The 3,519-nt window shown below is 32.5% G+C and carries 4 protein-coding genes; all 4 read left to right on the top strand.

The window, feature by feature from the left end:
• The first annotated feature begins 52 nt into the window (after nucleotides 1–52).
• The gene (locus tag N4A55_RS00480; protein WP_293753432.1) at nucleotides 53–1,126 is read left to right on the top strand and encodes an RHS repeat protein; all 1,074 of its coding nucleotides are present in this window, start codon (nucleotides 53–55) and stop codon (nucleotides 1,124–1,126) included.
• Between the two features lie 90 nt (nucleotides 1,127–1,216).
• Nucleotides 1,217–1,612 (top strand): hypothetical protein, encoded by a 396-nt coding sequence (locus N4A55_RS00475; protein WP_293753431.1) that lies wholly within the window; start codon nucleotides 1,217–1,219, stop codon nucleotides 1,610–1,612.
• A gap of 147 nt (nucleotides 1,613–1,759) precedes the next feature.
• Nucleotides 1,760–3,058 carry an RHS repeat domain-containing protein gene (locus N4A55_RS00470; RefSeq protein WP_293753433.1) on the top strand — a complete coding sequence of 433 codons (1,299 nt, stop codon included), beginning with the start codon at nucleotides 1,760–1,762 and terminating at the stop codon, nucleotides 3,056–3,058.
• A partial coding sequence (locus tag N4A55_RS00465; protein WP_293753429.1) for a hypothetical protein occupies nucleotides 3,058–3,519 on the top strand: 462 nt, incomplete at its 3' end. The genes N4A55_RS00470 and N4A55_RS00465, both read left to right, overlap by 1 nt.

Raw genomic sequence — 3,519 nt, 5'->3', positions numbered from 1 at the left:
CAGAATCAGAATTGCGAAATAATCGCCGAACACATATAAAAAAAGAAGTAATGTGAGGCAAACCTCGCTCAAACGCTACAAATACGTAGGCAAAGAGCGCGACGAAGAGACCGGCCTCTACTATTACGGTGCCCGCTACTACGCAGCTTGGATATGCAGGTTTGTGAGTGTTGATCCAAAAGCAAATGAGTTTTCAGATTGGGCTCCATATGTATATTGTGCTAATAATCCTATTAATTTTATTGATCCAGACGGCCAGAAATGGTGGAGGTATAATACCGAAACGAAAGAAAAGACTGAAATGGGAGATAATGGAGGTAATGATATTCAATTTGTAGATGTTGTTACACCAGGTGAAGATGGAGGTCTTGTTTTAGAAGATTCGGCTGTAGTGAATGGTTCAGAATTTTATGTTGGTCGAGCAGGCGGGAAATTGTATGTTTCTAATGTAGATTACTGGGAGGATATACCAGAAGGATTAAGTGGCTATAATGGATATACATATCGTCTTGGAGATATTAAAATGAGATATAGAGTTAGAAATGAATTTTCTCATTGCTTAAAGACTGGCTTGCGTCAACTTGAGGAATCTGGTATTGCAGAACCGTTGACTAAGAATAATTTTGAGTCTCTGTATGGTCACAAATTTGGAGTCTCACATGTGTTCGGAGTTTATTTCTTAATGGGGCTTAGTTTGGCGAGTGGGGCACAAGCGACTGGTGGTGTATTAAAAACACCGAAAGGATTTAATCCTACAGAAAGGTATCCAAGAACAGTATATTTTTATAGAGCAATGAGTAAGCAAGAATACAAATCTTTAATTGAAAATAATGGTTTAACAAGAATGAAGGGTAAGGAGTTATTTGTCTCAACAAGGTCAACCTATTCTAGAACTTATTTGTTAAAAAAGGAATATGATGTATTGGTTAAGTTTAAGATGAAACCAGGAACAATGAATAAATTTAACAAAATTGGAGTTTGGCATAGAACACCAGCAGCAAGTAAAGGATGGTCAAAAAGGGGGCTTTTGATGTGGAAACTAGAAAAAGGAACCTTGAATTTAGGAATACAGGATAATACTAATGCTTTTAATAAACAAATAGATAATTTTATAAAAATATATTAAATGTTTGATTTTGAGAAATTTTACGAGGGGTTATTTAAACGGAAGTGTTATTTTGATAATTATCTTGATAAATATCCCACAGGGAGAAAAATGGCAAATAAAGATGAAATTTTGAAACTTTTAAATGATAATTTAAGATCGAAGGATGATATTGGATTATCTCATACTATTACTGTACTTTATTTAGATGGTGCGGATTCTGATTTTACGCATATATTGTTGCAACTGTTGGAATGTGATTGGCATATACTTCATGAGGATATTGTGGATGTTTTAGAGTTGATAAAAGACCCTATAAGTGTTGATAAACTATATAATTTGGCTCTGAATGTTCCTGAAGATGACGAATGTTGCTCATTAGGTAAAAAATGTATTTGGGCATTATCTGCTATAAATACAGAAGATTCTAGAAGGAAAATAAAGTTATTATGTAATTCACAAGAACCTATTATTAGGGAAACAGCAATATTGTATTTTAATGAATAAATAGATTTGTCTAATAAGATCAAAATAAAGCAATAAGACTCCATTTACAGAGTTTTATTGCTTTTTATAGACTATTGTAATAACCATTTGTTGGGAAGAAATGAAATTTATGAAACCTTAAACTTGGAGCGAAGTACCGTGCATATAATGGACGATAGAGACAGAATAGCTATGATAGACAAAGAGACAGGAGGTGATACTGTAATAAGATATCAACTTTCTGATCATCTTGGTTCATCATCAATAGAACTTGATGACAAATCTAACATCATAAGCTATGAGGAGTATCACCCATTTGGTACCACAAGCTACCAAAAACATAACACCACCATATCCCAAAAAAGCTACAAATACAACGGCAAAGAACGCGATAACGAAACCGGAATGTACTACTACGGCGCAAGGTATTACGCTGCTTGGACTTGTAGGTTTGTGAGTGTTGATCCTTTACAATTTGAGTATCCTTATTATGCACCATACCAATATGCTGGAAATAAACCAATAAGTTATATTGATTTGGATGGGTTGAAAGAATATAATTATAATGGTCGATTTAATACAAGTATATATTTAGGAATAGGAGGGCTAATAAATTATACTTTGGGTGCTGGGTTTTCGTTTAGTTTATTTGGTGGAATTTCAACTAAAGTGCAACAAGGGAATGGGTTTGGATATATGTCAGGTCTTAACATATCAACAAATTTTAGTTATAAAGGGTTAGGAACTTCTCCTTATAATAAATTTTCTGTTAATATGGTTGCAACACCTTCTTTAACTTTTGGGTATGGAAAAGGAGAAAAAACAAATTTAAATCTTTTTACAGAACGAAATGGTTCTGCAATTAGTAATTCCTTTGGCTTAGCAGTTACATATGGACATAATTATATACTAAGTTCAGGAAGGAATAGTGATGGTTCTGGTAGGAATCAAATCAATGGAGCAATAGGTGTTAAAATTGGTGGTTTACAGATTACAACATATAATGATACTAGGAAGATACCATTTTTTAGTCCGATTGAGTCTGATCAGTTTTATTCTGCTGGGCTGCAAGCATCTTTTAGATATGGTGATTTTTCTTTAAGTTATTCATTTGATCTTTATTATGGAATGTCTAACCAAAAAGCTACATACGATGACGATAGGATTATAAATGGTCAAAACTATGATGATCAAGAATTATTAGACATGTTATATAACAAAGGTATTGAGCGAATAGTAGTTACTAATTCATTAGGAATAGTAAAAGTGGGAAATAGAACTGGATACGAGTCATTCTGGCCTTCAAATAAAATGCATGATAGCCAGATACAGGAAAAAGAATCCTTATTTGCTCCATCTAAACCTACATTTCATCATTTATTTGTACCATATGAAAATGGAAGCTATAAACCTTCACCATTAAGGACTAATTCATATTTGAAAGGTAAAACATTTAATTTAGAATAATGAAGAGTAAAATAGTAATTATTAGTTTGGTATTTGTTATATCAACTTCTTGTGGCATATACTTTAAAGAAAGTAGAGACTTGCATAGAGACTCTATGGTATTAAACAACAATGATTTTGCTAAAAAATATTACACTATATATAGAGAGAATGAGGGAGGTGCGCTTGAAGGTAATTCGTTGTATATAAGTTTAAGAAATGAGTTTTATATATTTTCAAAAAACAACTATGTATATAAGGGGTACTCAAATCCTAGTATTTCTAAGTTAGAAGTTATATTTAAACGAAGAGCATATTATGTTATTACTGATTCTATAATTAAAATAGAAACGATTGCACAAAGCTCAGGAAGTGTATATTCTATTATTGAGGAAGGATATATAAATGGTGATACTATTGAGTTTATGCAACAATATACAGGGAGAGAAAGGGGGAGAAAGAACATTCATGATATTTGGATT

It is taken from the genome of Vallitalea sp. (assembly GCF_025211055.1).
Lineage (GTDB): Bacteria > Bacillota > Clostridia > Lachnospirales > Vallitaleaceae > Vallitalea.
The sequence above is the reverse complement of the archived record's forward strand: the minus strand, read 5'-3'. Positions and strand labels throughout refer to the sequence as shown.

Bases quoted from the DNA above. Each gene is read 5' to 3' on its own strand.
- N4A55_RS00475 (WP_293753431.1), top strand. From the start codon at position 1,217: ATGGCAAATAAAGATGAAATTTTGAAACTTTTAAATGATAATTTAAGA.
- N4A55_RS00470 (WP_293753433.1), top strand. From the start codon at position 1,760: ATGGACGATAGAGACAGAATAGCTATGATAGACAAAGAGACAGGAGGT.